General features: G+C 57.9%; 13 protein-coding genes. 6 read left to right on the top strand and 7 right to left on the bottom strand.

Features of this window, described 5'->3' with window-relative positions; all coding sequences use genetic code 11:
- The first annotated feature begins 271 nt into the window (after positions 1 to 271).
- Positions 272 to 1,585 (top strand): APC family permease, encoded by a 1,314-nt coding sequence (locus GE543_RS16440; protein WP_046237562.1) that lies wholly within the window; start codon positions 272 to 274, stop codon positions 1,583 to 1,585.
- Here GE543_RS16440 and GE543_RS16435 read toward each other — a convergent pair.
- The 4 genes from GE543_RS16435 to GE543_RS16420 all read right to left on the bottom strand — a co-directional run bounded on the left by GE543_RS16435 (position 1,582) and on the right by GE543_RS16420 (position 8,079).
- Complete coding sequence (locus tag GE543_RS16435; protein ID WP_153221887.1) at positions 1,582 to 4,662, bottom strand: efflux RND transporter permease subunit; 3,081 nt, start codon at positions 4,660 to 4,662, stop codon at positions 1,582 to 1,584. The genes GE543_RS16440 and GE543_RS16435 overlap by 4 nt on opposite strands.
- Positions 4,659 to 5,669 (bottom strand): efflux RND transporter periplasmic adaptor subunit, encoded by a 1,011-nt coding sequence (locus tag GE543_RS16430; RefSeq protein WP_256664770.1) that lies wholly within the window; start codon positions 5,667 to 5,669, stop codon positions 4,659 to 4,661. The genes GE543_RS16435 and GE543_RS16430 overlap by 4 nt, the downstream gene beginning before the upstream one ends.
- A gap of 82 nt (positions 5,670 to 5,751) precedes the next feature.
- Positions 5,752 to 7,176 (bottom strand): efflux transporter outer membrane subunit, encoded by a 1,425-nt coding sequence (locus GE543_RS16425; RefSeq protein WP_082100940.1) that lies wholly within the window; start codon positions 7,174 to 7,176, stop codon positions 5,752 to 5,754.
- A gap of 168 nt (positions 7,177 to 7,344) precedes the next feature.
- The gene (locus GE543_RS16420; RefSeq protein ID WP_211145843.1) at positions 7,345 to 8,079 is read right to left on the bottom strand and encodes a nitroreductase family protein; all 735 of its coding nucleotides are present in this window, start codon (positions 8,077 to 8,079) and stop codon (positions 7,345 to 7,347) included.
- A 91-nt stretch (positions 8,080 to 8,170) separates the two neighbouring features.
- On the opposite strand from GE543_RS16420, the gene GE543_RS16415 reads away from it, so the two are divergent.
- The 4 genes from GE543_RS16415 (at position 8,171) to GE543_RS16400 (ending at position 11,800) form a co-directional block, all read left to right on the top strand.
- Positions 8,171 to 8,812, top strand: a complete 642-nt coding sequence (locus GE543_RS16415) for a TetR/AcrR family transcriptional regulator (protein WP_046237565.1) — start codon at positions 8,171 to 8,173, stop codon at positions 8,810 to 8,812.
- A 145-nt stretch (positions 8,813 to 8,957) separates the two neighbouring features.
- Positions 8,958 to 9,737, top strand: a complete 780-nt coding sequence (locus tag GE543_RS16410) for a MipA/OmpV family protein (protein ID WP_046237566.1) — start codon at positions 8,958 to 8,960, stop codon at positions 9,735 to 9,737.
- Between the two features lie 51 nt (positions 9,738 to 9,788).
- A complete protein-coding gene (locus tag GE543_RS16405) occupies positions 9,789 to 10,490 on the top strand; it encodes a response regulator transcription factor (protein WP_046237567.1) in 702 nt (233 codons plus the stop codon).
- Complete coding sequence (locus GE543_RS16400) at positions 10,487 to 11,800, top strand: HAMP domain-containing sensor histidine kinase (protein WP_046237568.1); 1,314 nt, start codon at positions 10,487 to 10,489, stop codon at positions 11,798 to 11,800. Before GE543_RS16405 ends, GE543_RS16400 begins: the two co-directional genes overlap by 4 nt.
- 71 nt (positions 11,801 to 11,871) lie before the next feature.
- Here the strand turns inward: GE543_RS16400 and dctA are convergent, their stop codons facing one another.
- Positions 11,872 to 13,173 (bottom strand): C4-dicarboxylate transporter DctA, encoded by a 1,302-nt coding sequence (gene dctA / locus GE543_RS16395; RefSeq protein ID WP_046237569.1) that lies wholly within the window; start codon positions 13,171 to 13,173, stop codon positions 11,872 to 11,874.
- Positions 13,174 to 13,248: 75 nt separating this feature from the next.
- On the bottom strand, positions 13,249 to 14,604 hold the full coding sequence (locus GE543_RS16390) for an adenylosuccinate lyase family protein (protein ID WP_046237570.1): 1,356 nt from the start codon (positions 14,602 to 14,604) through the stop codon (positions 13,249 to 13,251).
- A 117-nt stretch (positions 14,605 to 14,721) separates the two neighbouring features.
- Here GE543_RS16390 and GE543_RS16385 point away from each other — a divergent pair, with 117 nt between their 5' ends.
- Positions 14,722 to 15,465, top strand: a complete 744-nt coding sequence (locus tag GE543_RS16385) for a GntR family transcriptional regulator (protein WP_046237571.1) — start codon at positions 14,722 to 14,724, stop codon at positions 15,463 to 15,465.
- A 39-nt stretch (positions 15,466 to 15,504) separates the two neighbouring features.
- On the opposite strand, the gene araH is transcribed toward GE543_RS16385, so the two are convergent.
- The gene (araH, locus tag GE543_RS16380) at positions 15,505 to 16,470 is read right to left on the bottom strand and encodes an L-arabinose ABC transporter permease AraH (protein WP_004664988.1); all 966 of its coding nucleotides are present in this window, start codon (positions 16,468 to 16,470) and stop codon (positions 15,505 to 15,507) included.
- Between the last annotated feature and the right edge of the window lie 14 nt (positions 16,471 to 16,484).

The following is a 16,484-nucleotide window of genomic DNA, read 5'->3' as shown; positions in this document are numbered from 1 at the left end:
ATACTCCACTTTATTGCGCGCTGTGGAACTGAAACCGCCGCCGGTCAGGCTCGATGTCCATCGTTTTGAATTTACCGCCGTTATCAGGATCACTTTTTCATGCCTGTAACGACTGCTGTCGCTGCAATATCCTGAATAAAGCTTGCTTGCGCAGTGTAGAAAGCAGCGTCGTCGCTGGCGGTCCAGGCTCGAACGAGCGAATGAACAGACCAGCGCTTACCCTCTTTGGCCTCTAGCCTTCTGTAGCGTCAATGAAAAGGAATTTTCCACCATGGCCACTCCCGATACCTCATCACTGCGCCGTGCGATCACCGCCCCCATGCTGACCCTGTTCATTCTTGGCGACGTGCTGGGTGCTGGCGTCTACGCATTGGCCGGCACGATCGCCGGACGCGTCGGCGGAGCCATCTGGGCGCCCTTGCTGATTGCCCTGTGCTTTGCCTTGCTGACCGCAGCGTCCTACGCCGAACTGGTGACCAAATACCCGCGTGCGGGCGGTGCTGCGGTGTACGCCGAAAAAGCCTTCGGCAAGCCGCTGCTGTCGTTTCTGGTTGGTTTTTCCATGGTCGCGGCAGGCGTTACCAGCGCTGCCGGGCTGGCAGTCGCGTTTGCCGGCGACTACTTCCAGGCGTTGGTAAGCTGGCCCGCACAGTGGGTATGTGTGGGTTTTCTGGTGATTGTCGCGCTGTTGAATGCGCGTGGCATCAAGGAGTCGTTGTCGGCCAATCTGGTAATGACCCTGATTGAGTTGAGCGGGCTGGCGATGGTGATTGCGGCCGCAGTCTGGTTCGTCAGTCAGGGCAATGGTGTGCCGCAACGTGTATTCGAACTGGACACCAACTCACCGGCCACCGCGATTCTTGCCGCATCGTTGCTGGCATTTTATTCATTTGTGGGCTTCGAGACGTCTGCCAACCTGGCCGAAGAGATCAAGGATGTGCGCAGGGTTTATCCACGGGCGCTGTTCGGTGCACTGCTCATTGCAGGCGTGGTTTACATGCTGGTCGGCGTGGGCGCGGCCATGGTGCTGCCCGTCGAACAGTTGAAGGCTTCACAGGCCCCGTTGATGGACGTGGTCAGCGCGTCGGGGCTGGGGATACCTGCCCCATGGTTCGCGGTGATCGCGCTGATTGCGGTTGCCAATGGCGCACTGCTGACCATGATCATGGCCAGCAGACTGACCTTCGGGATGGCTCGTGAAGGGCTGTTGCCCGCTGTGATGGGCTCGGTTCTGCCTCAACGGCGCACACCCGGCGTGGCCATTTTCGCAACCACAGTGGTTGCTATCGCATTGTCCTTTACCAGCACCCTGACCACGCTCGCCGAAACCGTGGTGTTGTTGTTGCTGTTCGTGTTTCTCAGCGTCAATATCGCGGTTCTGGTGCTCAAGCGCGACAAGGTCGAAGCCGGCCATTTTCAGGTTCACTGGGTGATTCCGGTATTGGCGATCCTTTCCTGCCTGCTTTTGCTGACCCAGCAAGGTCCTGAAACCTGGTTGCGTGCCGGCATGATGCTCGCTGTCGGAGCCGCGCTTTATGGACTGACCCGATTAGGCAGTTCAGCGCTGGTTTCACACCCGCGCTAAACGGCTGCCTCTGAGGGTGATCGGATCGGACGTCGAAACCAGCCATGTATTTTACGCTCCAGATCATCCACGCAGGCGAACGCCGCTGGTACCACCAGCAAGCTCAGTGCTGTAGAGGTGATTAACCCACCGATCACCGCGATCGCCATGGGCTGCCGGAAGCTCGCATCTGACCCGAGGCCCAGCGCAATGGGCATCATCCCTGCGATCATGGCCAGTGTTGTCATGACAATCGGACGCACTCGTTTGTGACAGGCGTTGAGCAAGGCGTCGAACACCGGCAGGCCCTGCTTGCGAATGCCCATTACCGAATACTCGACGAGCAGAATGGAGTTCTTGGTAACGATGCCCATCAACATGACCAAACCAATCATAGATGGCAAACTCAGCATGCCGTGCGTGACGAGCAGCGCTACAAAGGCGCCGCCTACCGACAGCGGGATGGCGAACAAAATGGTAAGTGGCTGGAAGAAGTCGCTGAACAACAAAACCAGGACAACGTACACGCAGACCAGCCCAATGACGATTGCCATGCCGAAACCTTCCATGAGCTCCGCCATAATTTCAGCATCACCCGTTTCTATCAGCTTGACGCTGGAAGGCATCGACTGAATGGCTGGTAGCGCCTTGGCGGCCGCAAGTGCCTGTCCCAGAGGCATGTGCCCAAGGTCCGCACTGACATTGGCATATCGACGCCGGTCGTAACGGTCAATCTGGGTAGGGCCGCTTTCCACCGTCAGGTTCGCGACGCTGGAAACAGGAATCAGACCATCACGCCCACGAACCCGAAGATTGGAGATCGTTTGCAAGTCTTGGCGGGCGGCGTCCGGGATGCGGACCTGAATGGCGATCTGTCGATTATCAAGATTGAGTTTGGCCATCTGGGCATCGAAGTCACCGTTGGTGGCGATACGAACTGTCTCGCCAATCGAAGCAGTCGTCACACCACGCTCGGCCGCGTGTCTGGCATCCGGGCGAACTACGATTTCCGGGCGCTCCAGACTGGCGGTCGAAGTGATATTAGCCAAACCAGAAATGTTCCTTAACTCCCGTTCCAGTGCCTGGGCCGCAGCTCTGAGTGCCACTGTGTCGTCACTGGCCAGAATCAGTGACATTTTTTCGCCCAGGCCGCCCGTCCCGAGAGAGAATCTCGCTCCGGGAACATCTTGCAGAACTGCGCGTATCTGGTTCTCGATATCGGTCTGGCTCGCACGCGTCCCACGAGCAGAAAGCACCAATGTCATGGTCGCCCGACGTAGCTCAGCAGCCTGGGTCTGTCCGTGCCCGGCAGGTTGCGCAACACCCGCCGTGCTGAACACATGCTCGATCCCGTCAATATGCTTTAAGGCATGGCTGACTGCTTCAACGGTGGCTCTCGTAGCGTCCAGACTGCTGCCCGGAGGAAGCTCAACATTGATGTTGCTGTAGCCTTTGTCGGAGGCCGGGATGAGACCCGTCTCAAGTAGCGGGACCATGGCCACCGAGGCGACGAAGACAAGTCCTGTACCAATCATTGTGAGAACGCGATGGTCAAGGCACCAGCGTACGCAGTTCAGGTAGCGCCTCATTAGCGCGCCATCCTCTGCCTCAGTGTGATCTGTATGGGGTTTGAGTAGATAGGCGGCCATCATTGGCGTCAGTATTCGCGCTACCAGCAATGAAGACAGCACGGCCACAACCGCTGTCCAGCCAAACTGCTTGAAGAACAAGCCGGGCACGCCACTCATCATTGCAGTAGGCAGGAACACTACTACCAGGGTCATGGTGGTAGCCATGACGGCCAAGGCAATTTCGGTTACGGCATCACCGGCAGCCTGCTTAATGGGTTTACCCATGCGACTGTGCCGTTCGATGTTCTCAATCTCGACAATGGCATCATCCACCAGGATGCCGACGATGACCGCCAGGGCGAGCAGTGTCAGCGTGTTGAGGGAGTAACCGAGCCAGTTCATAACCAGGAAAGTCGGCAGGACTGACAAGGGCAAGGCAGACGCCGAAATCAATGTGGCTCGCCAATCACGCAGGAACCACCACACCACGAGAACGGCCAGCAAGGCACCTTCGTAAAGCATGTGCATGGAACCTTCGTACTGTTCGTGCGTGTAGTCGACAGTGCCGGAAACTTTGGTGAAATTCAGGCTTGGGTCAGCACTATGGAGTTTATCCAGCGCATCGGTGACGTCTGCCGCGACACGGGTTTCATCGACATCTTTGGCCCGGAACAGTCTGAACCCCACCACAGGCTTACCATCCAGGGTGGCGATCTGGGTGCGATCGGCAATGGTGTCCTTCACCACCGCCAACTGATCCAGGTTGACGCGTTGGCCATTGCCTAGCACCACTGGAAGGCTGTTCAGTTCCCACGCCTGGCGCACAGTGGCAATAGTGCGAACGGCTTGTTCGGTCCCGCCCATTTGTCCTCGGCCGCCGGAGGATTCCTGTTCGACGTTTTTCAATGCCCGTGAAACTTCGGCAGCCGTTGCTCCTTGTGCGGCGAGCCTTGCGGGATCAACCTCTACAACTACCTGGCGCTGTACGCCGCCCACCCGCTCGAACTTACCGATGCCAGGCACACCCAGAATTGTCTTGTTGAGGGAGTCATCCACGAACCAGGAAAGGGCTTCTTCGTCCAGCCGTGAAGACGCTACTGCATAAAGCAGAGTCGCCTCGTCGCTGCCAACTCGAACTGCGCTAATTGAAGGTTGTTCCAAATCGCTGGGTAGGTCGGAACGAACACGATCAACCGCATCTTTGGCTTCGATCAAGGCATCAGAAAGTTTCTTTTCAAGAATGAATTCGACATTGATGGTGACCAGCCCATCAACGATAGACGTGCTGATGTGCTTTATACCGGACAGTGTGGCCAGCGAGTTCTCTACCTTGCGCGCCACCTCCGTTTCCAGTTGCGCAGGCGCTGCGCCCGGTTGAGTCAGCGAAATGACGACCGTGGGTAAATCGATATCTGGCATGTTGGCTATGGGTAAGGCCCGAAACCCCAGAATACCCGCCAGGGAAAGCAGGATGAAAAGCAGGACGGACGGAATGGGGTTTCGAATCGACCAGGTAGCGAAGTTCATGGCTGCACCTTCACTTCAGCAGGCACAGCAGCAATGCGCACCAGATCGCCGTCATTCAGGAAGCCAGCCCCCTGTACAACGACTTTGTCTGTTTCGCCGATCCCGGAAACGATCTCCACCTCGCTAGCCTGCCGACGACCTACCGCTACTGCCTGCATCTTGATCCGATTCTGGTCGAGTAACCTGGCGACGTAGCTGCGTCCATCACGAATCACCACGCTGGCAGCAGGCACGACGACCACTGGGCTTTCGGACAGCCCGATCAATCCTTTGGCGTACATCCCGGCGCGTGCCGTGCTGCCTGGCTCGATATCGGCATAAGCCAGGCCAAGGCGGGTCTGATTATCCAGACTCGGTGCCAACTCGCGGACCGTAGCGGTGGCGGCGCTGCCATCAGGCAGGTCAAGGGTGATGTGCTGGCCAGCCTTGATGCTGGTCAATTGAGCCGCGTTCAGTTCGCCCCGCCACTCCAGTCGGCTTTGACGAATCAGTCGGAACAACTCCTGGCCATTGCCGTAAACCGCCCCGACCGTAGCGGTACGCGCACTGATTACACCGTCATCCGGAGCAATTACCCGGGCGTAACGCAGTTGCAACTGGGTACCGGTGAGCAATGCCTTGTCGACCTCCGCCTGGGTTTCATACTGGAGCACTTCCTGATCACTCATGCTGCCCGTGCCTTTGAGTTGCACTGCGCGGTTGCGATTGGACTCCGCCTCGCGCCAGTTGGCCTTGAGGCGAGATTCGTCAGCACTCAACAAATCGGCATCAAAGGTCGCGAGCAGTTGGCCACGTTTCACGTAATCCCCCACATTGACGCGCATGTCATTGAGTCGCAGGTTGGAAACCTGAGAGCCTATAACCGCTTCCTCCCAAGGAGCTACTGAACCGCTCGCTTCGATGACCGACGGCCAATGGAGAACAGTTGCCGCAGTGACTGTCACGGTCAGGGCCGCAACCGGCTGGGCGTCCACCGGAGTTGCTGTGATCGGTAGGGCAAGAAACAATAGGCCTCCTGCAATCAGAACCGCGCCGGAAACGATCAATCTCAAAGATTTGCGCCCGAACAGCTCAGACAAAACAAGTAACTTATTCATGAGAAATAGTCTCTGAGGGCAAGGCGATGGCCGCACCAGTGGCTTTGACTAGTGCAATCCAGGCGAGTCCTTGATCACGACGGGCGGAAATTTCAGCGTCCTGGGCCAAGGCAAACTGTCGGCGGCTGTCTTCCAGTTCGAACAGGCTGACTGCGCCAGCCTTCCACTGAGAGTCGCAAACCTGAAATGTGGTACGGGCGGCAATGCCACCTTCACGAGTTGATTGAACCCGAGCGGCTGCCGACGCCTGAGCAGCGAGTGCGTTTTCAACGTCTTCTACAGTAGTGCGCAGTGTCCCCTGCAAACTGGCAGTGGCACGTCGATAGCGAGCCTGGGCACTTTCCACGTTTGCAGCACCCGCCCCGCCGTCGAAGAGCGGGCCCGTCAGACTGGGTCCGATGGACCACGTGTTGAAATCCAGGCTTGAGCCCCCTGCGCGAATCCATTGTCCGGTCAGCACCGCAATAAGACTGATACGCGGCATGCGATCCGCGCGGGCCACTGCAATATCTGCCCACGCAGCAGCCACTTCCCTCTCGTCCGAAATAATGTTGGGGTGTGACGCCAGAACCGTCGCGGGGATTTCAGGCGTGGCCTTGGGTGCCTCAAGTAGCGACATGGGCTCTGCATCACTCGCCGGCGAAGAGATACCAACCAAGCGTCGGACACTGTCAGGCCCTTCCCCGCTCAACGTTACAAGACCATTCACCTGGCGCGAGCATTGATCCGTTTGAGTCGCCAGGTTAGTGCGGGATGTAGCAATGCCCGACTGTATTCGTGCCTCGTCAACGGACGATGCGAAACCGCTGTCAAGGCGCAGTCGGGTGAGCGCCAGTGTCTTTTCGCGGGATGAGATGTCGTTGATCCAGACACGACGTGAGTTCTCGCATGCACGCAGATAAAGCACGCCATTCGCCACATCGGCCGCGAGGGTAAGGCGTGACGAGGCAGCATCCGCTGTTCGGGCATCAAGGTGATTTTGAGCGGCTGCTACCGATTCGCTAACTCGCCCGAAAAGATCGACCTCCCAGCTCAACGAAGGTCCGGCCGAGGCAGAGGTGCTCAGCATGGTCGTACTTGTACTCGTCGCAGAGGTGTTACGACTTTTGGCTCGCGTCATGCTCGCATCAAGATCTACTGATGGCAGCGTAGCGGCAGAGTTTACTTTTACAGCAGCTCTGGCTTCCTCGACACGAGTCAACGCTTGCAGCAATGTGGGATTGTCAGCAAACGCAGCGTCGGTCAAGGTGTTGATGGCAGCGTCGTTCAAACGACGCCACCAAAACGTTTTTTGTAATGTTTGCTGACCTTTTACCAGATCAGTCTCCGTCGACCATGCTGCTGGCGTGGACAGGGGCGGTTTGACATACGCTGGCTGCAACGCGCAGCCGGATGAATTGAGTATTTCTGCGATCATCACCAGCACCGTCAGTGGCGAGCGCCACCGGTGCCCGCGCGAATCAAGCCTTCGAAGGCTCGCGCGGCATAGAGTGTTCAGTGTCATCTTGTATAACCAAAGATAGAAGCACGTTAAGTCGCAAACGGCATTTGTGATGCATGCCACGCGCGTGAGTCAGGCTTTACTTCAGTGGGTAACGACGATGTCTGAAATCGAATTGCGCCAGCGCTCTTCGATTCTCGCATCGTCTGCTCGATAGCCAAGAGCGATAACCAGCGGTATGACGGCACCACGTGGCAGCTTGAGAAGTTTGGCAACTTTCGCGCCTGAAAACCCTTCCATCGGGCACGTATCGATGCCCTTCGCGGCTGCGCCAAGCATGATGGTTTGAGCTGCAAAGATGGCATTGCGTGCCGCCCATTGCCGACCGCCAATATGGCCGATGGGGAGTAACGAGAGAGTCGGTCGGATCAGCGCTGCAAGCGCAACGATCGGCGACCATAAAACAGAAGATCCCATTCCGAGAATCTTCTTAAACATACCTATCTGCTTGCGGTAATAGGCCTTTGAATCTGCTCCCAACGCAGACGAACCTTCCACGTGGGCAAGTTGCACGTTGGCTGTGCGCAACCCCAGCGCAGGGCTCGCCACGATCACGATGAGCTCGGCCGCTGATGCCGCAGCTTTCTGGCCGTTACAAGCGACCGCCAAATCCGCTTTGAGCCCAGGGTCGCGAACCCAGTGCAGTTGATAAGGCTGCATGTTCCCGCTGGAGGGGGCATAGGCTGCTTCTGCAAGCAGCAACTGAATGTCACCAGGGACAATGGGGTTCGAGTTGAATTTGCGTATAGCCCGGCGAAAGCGATTGGCTGCCTGAAAGCCATCCCAGGGAAGTAAATTCTCTTGTGTGTTCATGGTCATGAGTTCTCGATTCGTGATTAACGTTGTGTTTTCACAATTCAAATCGTAAGTTAAAGCTTAGATTTTAAAAACTCATGTTCTGGAGCTGCCCGTGAGTAAAAGCCGAACACCCGTCAAGCCCAGGAAAATCCCGGCTCAGGCGCGTTCTCGCGCGACAGTTGACGCGATTATTCAAGCTGCGACTTACATTTTGACCAAAGTAGGCTGGGAGGGACTGACGACCAACGCGGTTGCTGAACGCGCAGGCGTGAACATCGGCTCGCTGTACCAGTTTTTCCCGAACAAAGAAGCAGTCATTGCTGAATTACAAAGACGGCACGCCGCCGACACGCGCACAGATCTGCTCAACGCGTTACAGGTTCTGCCTGATCAGCCGTCGCTTCGAGAGGCGCTAACCATGATCATCGAGATGATTGTCGCTGAGCATCGTGTTGCGCCGGCTCTGCACAAGGCCATTCATGAGGAATTGCCACGTACGATCCGGCAGCTGGAGGACGATAAGGATTCTCTACAGCTCCAGTTTGCTCAGGTGCTAAGGCCTTTTATGAAGAACGTTCCTGATCCGGATCTCTCGATCTATCTGATGGGCATCGCTGCACACGCAATTATCCACACCGTCACCGCTGATCGGCCGAAGCTCCTCGCACAACCAGGATTCGTTCAAGAGGTAGTGACTTTGCTTGAAAACTATCTTTTCAGGCCTGATTGCGACGGATTGAAACGCGCCAACTGATAGATGCTGGCAGGGACAAATACCAGCTTTCGACGCATAGCCAGCTTTTTTAAGCGCCTGACCAGATCACTGACAGCGACATGCAAACGACAAACGCCATCGCACACTGATGCACGTCAGAAAGATCACTCAGAGAGCCACCGTCATGAAACCGCTTTTCCTTCCCGCGCTGACCGTTGTTGCCTTGCCTGCCCTGTCGTTGCAGCTCGCCCATGCCGAACCGGGAGATTTCAGCCTGGGTCTGGGCGCTGCAATCAGCGAAAGCCCTTATGCAGGCGTCGGTACACAGGTCAATCCGATCCCGTTGATCAACTATGAAGGCGAGCGCTTTTACGTGAAAGGCATAACTGCGGGTTACCACCTGATCAACACCGGGTCGTTCTCTCTGGATGCCATTCTCGCCTTGCAGATGGACGGCATTGATCGTGACGACTTTGGTCGCCGCGAACTGGCCAGAAACGGCATTAACCGCGATCTGCTGGAAGACCGCGACAATGGTATCGACGCAGGGCTGGTAGCCAAACTGCGTGGCACTGCAGGGCAGCTTGAGGCGGTCGCCAGAAACGACATCAGCGGTGCGAGCGACGGCTACTCGGTGAACCTCGAATACGCGTACCCCTTCAGTTGGGGCAACACCCGCTTCAAACCCAACATCGGTGTTAGCCATATGTCCGGCAACCTGGTGGATTACTATTACGGCACGCTGAAAGAAGAAGAGCAACGCGGGATTGCCCGATACCGTCCTGGCAGCGCCACGGTTTCCTATGTCGGTCTGGGCTTTTCCCAGCCCTTGGGCAAACAGTGGGAAGTCTCGGGTAACCTGCGCTACAGCGCCCTGCCGGATGAACTGAGCGACAGCCCGCTGGTAGAGCACGATACCGATAGCTCTACCTCGATGTTCATCGGTATTTCGAGAAAGTTCTGATGCCAAACACTGTCTGTGCAGCGCCTGGAGTTGACTCACTGTGAGCCCATCATGATCGAACGATCACTGAGTGTATTAATCGTCGAAGACAACCTGGCGCTGGCCGCCAATATGTTCGACTACCTGGAAGCATGCGGACACACTCTGGATGCCGCACCCGACGGCAAGTCCGCGATGCGCCTGATTACCGAAAACCACTACGACGTCATTGTGCTGGACTGGATGATGCCGCGTATGGACGGCATCAGTCTCCTGCGTCATCTGCGCACTGAACTGCGCAATCCGGTGCCGGTGATGTTGCTGACCGCCAAGGATCAACTGGACGACAAGCTGCAAGGCTTTGAATCGGGCGCGGACGATTACATCGTCAAACCACTGGCCCTGCCTGAACTGGAAATTCGTCTGCGGGTGCTGGCCGCACGCAGCCACAAGCGCTCGGATGTACGGCAGGTGCTGGAAGTCGCCGATCTGTGCTTCGACCTGAGTACACAAACCATCATGCGTGGCGGCGTGCAGTTACCCTTCTCGCCGATAAGACGAACCCTGCTGGAAGTGCTGATGCGCAACTCTCCAAACGTCGTGACCCGCGCGCAGTTGGAGTCGCTCATCTGGGGTGACAGCGTGCCCGACGGCGACCTGCTGCGCTCGCACATGTATTTGCTCAGAAGGACCATCGATGGCGACCGAGTCAACGAACAAAAGCTACTCCACACGGTTCAGGGCGTCGGTTTTCGCCTGTGCGTGTGCCCATGATCAATCTTCCCGGTCGTCGGAGCAGTCTGCATCGCCTGATCAGTGCAATTCTGCTCGGCTTCGGGCTGTTGATGACCATCGGCCTGACCACTCAGGCATTCATGAGCCAGGAACTCGTCGATCACCCGATCTGGAAAGAGCTGCTTGAAACCGCGACAAACAATGCTCTCGAAAACCCGCTGCAGCCAGTGCCACAGAAAGCCGGCAGGATTCAGGTCTGGAGACTGTCGGGCGACACGCCCGCGCCCGGCATGCCGCCCTTACTGACTTCACTCGCCCCAGGCTTCTACAACGAGGGCGATATGGATCGAAGGGCTTCGAGTTTCACCGATCCCGACTATGCCGTGCTGGTGACGTCGCTGGGCAATGAACGTCTGGTAGCAGCAATCGACATCAGCGATCTGGAGCAGGAGCAGAACCTCATCGCGCTGATCGGTGGCATTTTTCTGATCATGAACCTGATACTGATCATTGCCGTGATCGCCTGGCTATACGTGCGCCTGCACCGCCCGGTTCAGGCGCTTGCGCTAGGCATGAAGCAACTCGATCCGGAAAGCCTCTCGCAACGTCTGCCAGTGCAATACGACCAGGAAGAACTCAAGGACATCGCCTGCGGCATCAACGCACATCTGGAACGGGTCGAGCAATTCATGGCCCGGGAACGTGCGCTTCTGGATCAGGCCAGCCACGAGTTTCGCACACCTATCGCAGTGATCAGCGGTGCGCTGGATGTGCTGGCCAGGCAAGCGCTACCCGCGTGTGCAGCGCCACCGATTCAACGCATGCGGGCAACCGTGGACAACCTGACCGAGATCATGGTCGCGCTACTGTATTTGTCACGCGAGCCCATGTCCTCAACGCCGGACGACCCCGTCGAACTGGACCGCCTGTTGCCCGGCCTGATCAAGGATCACCAACACCTTCTGGACGGCAAACCTGTGCAGTTTTCGGTGCACATCCACCAGACGCTTTGCCTGCGGGTGCCGGATGCGATGTTACGCATTGCCATCGGCAACCTGTTGCGTAACGCTGCCGAAAACACCTATGACGGAACAATCACCGTGCGCCTCAAGGACGGTGTATTGAGCGTGACCGACTCGGGCGAAGGCTTCGACACTGTGCAGGCGTCCCTCCACTACCTGTCATTGCTGAGAAACTCGACCAGAGCGGGCACCGGGAAAGGCCTGGGGCTTTTTCTGGTGCGGCGGATCTGCGAACGCTTTCAGTGGACGCTGACCCTCGAGTCGATGCCGACGCTAGGCACCCGAGCGGAGCTGGATTTCAGGACTCAGACAGCGCAACAAGCGTGAGCCCTCGACGTCCAGGCTACCGCGCTGTCATCCAGCGCACGCGTGTTCAGTGAATTCCCTGGCAGATATCATCAAAGCGCAGCCTCCAGTTTACGCCCCAGCACCCGGTGATATTCACTACGAGCAGTCTGCTCGGCAAACTCGCCGGACCATTTGGACACCACCACCGTCGCCACACTGTTACCAATGGTGTTGCAGGTCGCAATGGCCATGGACATGAACCGGTAGACGCCGAACAGCAACGCCAGGCCCTCGACGGGCAGCACGCCAATGGCTGTCACGGTGGCGGCAAACACCACGAAACTGCCGCCCGATACCGCCGCCGCGCCTTTGGAAGTCACCAGCATGATAGCGATGATGCCCAACTGCTGCTCCCAGCTCAGCGGTACGCCATAGGCATTGGCGATAAACAGCACGCACAACGACATGTAGATCGACGTACCGTCCAGGTTGAATGCATAACCGGTAGGCAACACCAGGCCGACGCTCTGTTTTGAGCAGCCGAATTTCTCCAGTTTCTGCAACAGGCGCGGCAAGGCGCTTTCCGAGGAAGCAGTGCCCAGCACAATGAAGACTTCGTCCTTGATGTACTTGAGGAATCGCCACAGGCTGAAACCGGAAATACGACAGACGATGCCCAGTACGACGAAGATGAAAAACGCGATGCACAGATAAAACATCAACACCAGATTGGCCAGCGACATGAGCACCGCGGTGCCGTTGCTGCCCACTGCATAGGCCACCGAACCGAACGCGCCCAGCGGCGCGAACTTCATGATCAGGTTGATGAACTCGAAGAAACATTCGGAAATCCGGCTCAGACCTTCTTCGATCACGGCCCGACGCTCTTCCTTGAGTGCCAGCAGGGCAAAGCCGAAGAGTACGGAAATCACCAGCACTTGTAACAGTTGACCACCGGCAAATGCGCCGACGAAATTGTCGGGGAAGATGCCGTAGATGAAGTCCATGGTCGACGCCGGTGCATGCCCCTTGGCAACCGCCGCGGCCGATGCGGCAGCCGTTGCGCTGCTCGGATGGGCGTCATGCATGCCCGAACCGATCTGCAGCAGATTGCCCCACAGCAGGCCGATGGCCAGAGCGATGGTCGACACCACTTCGAAGTAGATCAATGCGCGCAGCCCGACCTTGCCGACACGCTTGATATCGCCCGCCGAGGCAATGCCGTGCACAACGGTGAAAAACACCAGCGGCGCAACGGCGGTCTTGATCAGTTTGAGAAAGATGTCGCCAAGGATCTTGAACTTGGCGGCCAGCTCGGGGGCGATAAAGCCAAAGGCGATGCCCAACAGCATGGCGGCAACGACCTGAAACGTCAGGTCCCTGTAGAACGGTTTTTTGCTGGATGAAGACATGTCTGCGATCTCGTTGTTGTTATTAAGAGCGGCTGCAGGACTGATCGCCCCGGGCTGTGCCCGGAGCGAGATAACTCAACGCTTCACGGCCCCCGGACGAGCCAGGGCGATGTCCACCATTTGCGGCGCAAGGCCCAGGTAGTTGGCCGGGTCGGTCAGACGCTTGAGTTCTTCGATATCCAGTTGCGCCGTGGCCTCGCCTTGCGCCAACAGCGCATCCAGCAGACTGATGCGCTGGTCGTTGGCCATGCGGCAGGCGGCATACACAACGTCGTGGGCGACCTGACGGCCGAGCGCTGGCGCGAGGCCCATCATCACGGCTTCGGCGACGATCAGGCCCTGAGTCATGTCCAGGTTCTGACGCATCCGTTCGGTGCGCACCTCAAGCCCGGCCAGCATGAATGTCGCCTGCCCCAGAGACGCTGCGCTGAGGGCGAAGGCTTCTGGAATGGCGATCCACTCGGCTTGCCACGGGCCTGTAGAGCGCTCGAAATCCTGAATCATGGCATCGAGCATCAGCCCGGCGTGCTGGCGTACGCCCTTGGCGGCGGCGTACATCAGTTCACAGGAAATGGGGTTGCGTTTCTGCGGCATGGTGCTGCTGGCGCCCCGTCCCTTGACGAAGGGTTCGTACACCTCACCCAGCTCGCTGGTCATCATCATCATGACGTCCAGTGCAATCTTGCCGAGCGAGCCGGTGACCAGGCCCAGGAAGTTGAGTGTTTCCGCAAGGCCGTCACGCGCGACATGCCAGGTGGCCTGCGGCACGCCCAGTTGCAGCTCGTCCATCAGCGCTTGCTGCACGTCCAGCCCCTTGTCGCCCAATGACGCCAGCGTACCGGCCGCTCCGGCAAACTGGCCGATTTCAACACGCGGGCGCAATTCCACCAGACGCTCTGCGTGGCGGTCGAACATGCTCAGCCACACCGCACATTTGTACCCGAAGGTAATCGGCAGCGCGTGTTGCAGGTGGGTGCGCCCCGCCATCGGCGTAGTGCGATAACGCAATGCCAGGTCAGCAAGCAGGCCACGTACGGCCTGAATATCACGCTCGACGATGGCCAGCGCAGCACGCACCTGCAACACCACAGCGGTGTCCATGATGTCCTGGGTGGTCGCGCCCCAATGCACGTAACGGCCAGCATCGCCGCAGGTTTTGGACAGCTGCTCTACGAGCGGCAGGATGGGGTAACCGACAATCTCGGTTTCATGCTGCATCAGTGCCAGATCAAGTGACTCGTAAGTGGCCAGCGCAGCGATCTGTTCGGCGGCAGCGGCAGGAATCACTCCGCAACGGGCTTCGGCGCGGGCCAGTGCCACTTCTACTTCGATGTAACGTTCGATGAGCGATTTGTCGGAGAACACGGCACGCATTTCGGCGGTGCCGAACATGTCGCGAAACAGGGCGGAGTCAAAAACGGTGCTGGACATGAGCGAGGTCCTGATTATGTTGTTATTTATCGTACATATTTAATATGTCCGTACATAATTGTTACGCTCGCACTGATACACTGTCAACTCGCTAAAGCCACAGAGCTGACAGAAGGCATGAACGAAACACGTTACGCAGTGGTTGCCAGAGACCTGATCGAGGCGATTGCCAGTGGCCGCTACCCGGTCGGCTCACTGCTGCCGACCGAGTTCGAGCTGTGCGAGCTTTACGCAGTCAGCCGCCATACCGTGCGCGCGGCAATCACACAACTGCAGACTCAGGGCCTGGTGTCACGGCGCAAGCGGGTCGGTACGCGGGTCGAATCGGCATCGCCCAGAGGCGGCTATTCACAGTCACTGGCGACCGTTGCAGACCTGGCGCATCTGGCGGAAACCCAGGTGCGCAGCATCCAGAACGTCCGCCATTTCGTCGCGGACATTGCCCAGGCGCGTCGGCTGGGGCTGACGCCAGGGGAGCATTACTTTTGCGTGTCGAGCATCAGGGTCGACTGCGAGAACGTGCTCGCGCCGTTGTGCTGGACCGACGTTTACGCTCAGGATATCTACAGCGAAGTCATCGAACTGGCGCGCGAGCAACCCGGCGAACTGATCGCTGCGCTGATCGAGCAGCATTTTGGCCGCCATATCGAAGTGATCGACCAGCAAGTGCGTGCTGTGCTGTTGACGGCTGAAATCGCCAGAAGCCTGAATGCGGAGGCAGGTTCGCCGGGGCTGAAAATTCTGCGTCAGTACCGTGACGACGCGGGCGTCGTGATGGTCGTGTCAGAGACAGTCCACCCCGAAGACCGCTTTACATTGGTCACGCAGATGAAGCGCGAGAAGGGATTGAATCCGGTGTGAAGTGACGGCGCTGGTTCATGCAAGCCAGCGCCGCGCCGGTCAGCGACGTTTCAGTCGGTCGATGATCACCGCCAGCAACAGAATCGTGCCGCGAATCACGTATTGGTAGAACGTATCGATATTCTTCAGGTTCATCGCATTCTCGATGATCGCCAGAATCAACACACCAGCGATTACATGGCGGATCATGCCGATGCCGCCGCTCAGCGAAACACCGCCCAGTACGCAAGCCGAGATGATGGTCAGCTCGAAGCCCTGACCGATCATTGGCTGCCCCGAGGTCATACGCGAAGCCAGAACCACGCCAGCCAGTGCCCCGACAAGCCCGTGAACCGCGAAGATGATGATCTTGGTGCGATCAACATGCACACCCGCCAGCAGTGCAGCTTCCTGGTTGCCGCCGATAGCCATGGTGTTGCGCCCGTAGGTGGTGTAGTTGAGCAACCAGCCGAAGAATATGAAGCAGGCGATGGTGATCAGGATTGGCACCGGCACGCCATATATCTGGCCGTTGCCGAAGATGAAGAAATCCTCGTTGGAGACGCCGACGGCCTTGCCGTTGGAGAAGATATACGCAAGGCCGCGCACGATCTGCATGGTCGCCAGGGTCGTGATCAGGGCATTGATGCGCAGCTTGGCAATCACGATGCCATTGATCAGGCCAACCACCAGCCCCAGCGCCAGCGCGGCAGAAACACCGAGAAACACGCTGTCGGTGTCGCGGATAACAATCCCGGCGATCACCCCGGAACAGGCCAGCACCGAACCGACCGACAGGTCGAAGTGCCCGGACGCCAGGCAAAAGAGCATGGTGCAGGCAGCAATGCCTACGGTGGAAATCGCAAGGCCTAGCCCCCGCATGTTCAGCGGTGACATGAAGTTGTCGATGAACACGGCGCACAGCAGGAAGATTCCCACGGCAGCCAGGAGCATCACCCAGTCATCGGCAAAACGACGCAGGTTCATGCCCTGACGGGGAGCCTGCAGGCTGGATTCGGTAGACATATGCACCTCTTTCT

Source organism: Pseudomonas sp. SZ57 (genome assembly GCF_009495975.1).
GTDB lineage: Bacteria > Pseudomonadota > Gammaproteobacteria > Pseudomonadales > Pseudomonadaceae > Aquipseudomonas > Aquipseudomonas syringae.
Note: the sequence above shows the minus strand (reverse complement) of the source record. Positions and strands in the feature narration are given on the sequence as shown.

Bases quoted from the DNA above. Each gene is read 5' to 3' on its own strand.
- GE543_RS16440 (WP_046237562.1), top strand. From the start codon at position 272: ATGGCCACTCCCGATACCTCATCACTGCGCCGTGCGATCACCGCCCCC.
- GE543_RS16435 (WP_153221887.1), bottom strand. From the start codon at position 4,662: ATGAACTTCGCTACCTGGTCGATTCGAAACCCCATTCCGTCCGTCCTG.
- GE543_RS16425 (WP_082100940.1), bottom strand. From the start codon at position 7,176: ATGATCGCAGAAATACTCAATTCATCCGGCTGCGCGTTGCAGCCAGCG.
- GE543_RS16420 (WP_211145843.1), bottom strand. From the start codon at position 8,079: ATGACCATGAACACACAAGAGAATTTACTTCCCTGGGATGGCTTTCAG.
- GE543_RS16410 (WP_046237566.1), top strand. From the start codon at position 8,958: ATGAAACCGCTTTTCCTTCCCGCGCTGACCGTTGTTGCCTTGCCTGCC.
- GE543_RS16405 (WP_046237567.1), top strand. From the start codon at position 9,789: ATGATCGAACGATCACTGAGTGTATTAATCGTCGAAGACAACCTGGCG.
- GE543_RS16400 (WP_046237568.1), top strand. From the start codon at position 10,487: ATGATCAATCTTCCCGGTCGTCGGAGCAGTCTGCATCGCCTGATCAGT.
- dctA (WP_046237569.1), bottom strand. From the start codon at position 13,173: ATGTCTTCATCCAGCAAAAAACCGTTCTACAGGGACCTGACGTTTCAG.
- GE543_RS16390 (WP_046237570.1), bottom strand. From the start codon at position 14,604: ATGTCCAGCACCGTTTTTGACTCCGCCCTGTTTCGCGACATGTTCGGC.
- GE543_RS16385 (WP_046237571.1), top strand. From the start codon at position 14,722: ATGAACGAAACACGTTACGCAGTGGTTGCCAGAGACCTGATCGAGGCG.
- araH (WP_004664988.1), bottom strand. From the start codon at position 16,470: ATGTCTACCGAATCCAGCCTGCAGGCTCCCCGTCAGGGCATGAACCTG.